Source organism: Methylobacterium sp. WL103 (assembly GCF_008039885.1).
Lineage (GTDB): Bacteria > Pseudomonadota > Alphaproteobacteria > Rhizobiales > Beijerinckiaceae > Methylobacterium > Methylobacterium cerastii.
This window is the reverse complement of the sequence record NZ_VRUX01000769.1, coordinates 1-1,659: the sequence shown is the minus strand read 5'-3', so window position 1 is coordinate 1,659 and position 1,659 is coordinate 1. Positions and strand designations below refer to the sequence as shown.

The 1,659-nt window shown below is 74.2% G+C and carries 2 protein-coding genes; one reads left to right on the top strand and one right to left on the bottom strand.

Features of this window, described 5'->3' with window-relative positions:
- A partial coding sequence (locus tag FV222_RS25235; protein WP_147815928.1) for a 4-fold beta flower protein occupies positions 1 to 277 on the bottom strand: 277 nt, incomplete at its 3' end.
- 254 nt (positions 278 to 531) lie between these two features.
- Here FV222_RS25235 and FV222_RS25230 point away from each other — a divergent pair.
- A partial coding sequence (locus tag FV222_RS25230) for a DEAD/DEAH box helicase (RefSeq protein WP_147815927.1) occupies positions 532 to 1,659 on the top strand: 1,128 nt, incomplete at its 3' end.

Here is a 1,659-nt window from a genome sequence, read left to right as displayed (position 1 = left end):
GGCCCGGCGGCGGCTTCTGTCCGCGCTGGCCTTTGGCGACCCTGGGGCCGCGCTCCGGCTTGGCCGGGCCGCCGACCGCATCGAACTCGAACAGCACCCGGTGCCCGTGCGCGTCGCTGATCCACCCGTCGGAGAACCAGCCGACGAAGCGGCCTGAATAGGCGAAGACCTTGTCGTCGTCGATGATCGCCGCCGGGCGGCCGTCCCAGTGGTAGATCGCCCGGCCGTCGTCGCAGAACGCGGCGGGACGCCCCTCCCGGTCAAAGAACTCGATCATCGCCTCAGCTCCCGCCCCCGGCCGCGCGAAGCGCCACCTTCGACGTATCTAAGCCGTCGCGGCCGGCCTGCCAGCCGATCGCGCGTCGTCGTGCCGAGGATCCTGCGATCCGATGATCACGGGATGCCGGGCGTTCCCGTCGCGCGCCAGCGTCGAGCGGCCGCGCGACGGGGCGGACGGCACGGGATATTGACGACCCGCCGGGCAGGATGGCCCGCACGAGCGGCAGGATGGGCGGGACGAGCGAAGTGTCGATGCGCGACGAGACACCCCCGGCGCTCCTGCGCCCCAGCATCCTCGACCCGCTGTTCGCGCCCGTGCGCGGGCTGCCGCGCGTCGGCGCGAAGATGGCGCCGATGATCGAGCGGCTGCTCGGCACGCCCGAGCGGCCGGCCCGCATCGTCGACCTGCTGTTCCACCTGCCCCAGGGCGGCATCGCGCAGAAACTCGTCGGCTCGGTCGGCGAGGCTCCGGTCGGCGAGCCGGTCACCGTCGGCGTCACCGTCTCCCTCCACCGGCCGGCCGGGACCGGGCCGGGCAAGCGCCCGCACCGGGTGCTGGTCGAGGACGAGACCGGCGACATCACCCTGGTGTTCTTCGGGATGCCGGCAGCGCGCGTCGAGAAGATGCTGCCCCTGGGCAGCCACCGCTACGTCACCGGCCGCATCGACCTCTGGGACGGCAGCCGCCAGATGGTGCATCCGTCGCGCATCGTCGACGCGGAGGGCCTGGCCGCCCTGCCCTCCGTCGAGCCGGTCTACGGCGCCACGGAAGGGTTGACCTCGCGGGCGATCGGCAAGCTCGCGGTCGCCGCCCTGGAGCGGCTGCCGGTGCTGCCCGAATGGCAGGACCCCGCCTGGCTGCAGCAGAACCGGTTGCCGCCCTTCGCCGACGCGCTGCGCGCCGAGCACCGGCCCGAGGAAGCGCCGAAAGCCCCGACGCTGGGCGCCAACGGCGTCGCCATCCCCCCGCCCGCGACGCCGTCGCGAAAACGGCTGGCCTACGACGAGCTTTTGGCCTCGCAGCTCGCCCTCGCGCTGATGCGCGCGCGCAGCCGCCGCAAGCCCGGGCGGGTCAACGCCGGCGACGGCCGCCTCTCCGCCCGGATCGAGGCCGGCCTACCCTTCGCTCTCACCGGCGCGCAGACGCGGGCCGTCGCCGAGATCCGCGGGGATCTGGCCTCCGACAAGCGGATGCTGCGCCTGCTTCAGGGCGACGTCGGCTCGGGCAAGACCGCGGTGGCGCTGCTCGCCATGGCCTCGGCCTGCGAGGCCGGCCGGCAGGCGGCCTTGATGGCGCCGACCGAGATCCTGGCGCGCCAGCACTTCGAGCGCTTGAAGCCGCTGGCGGGCGCCCTGCGCCTGCGCCTGATGACCGGCCGC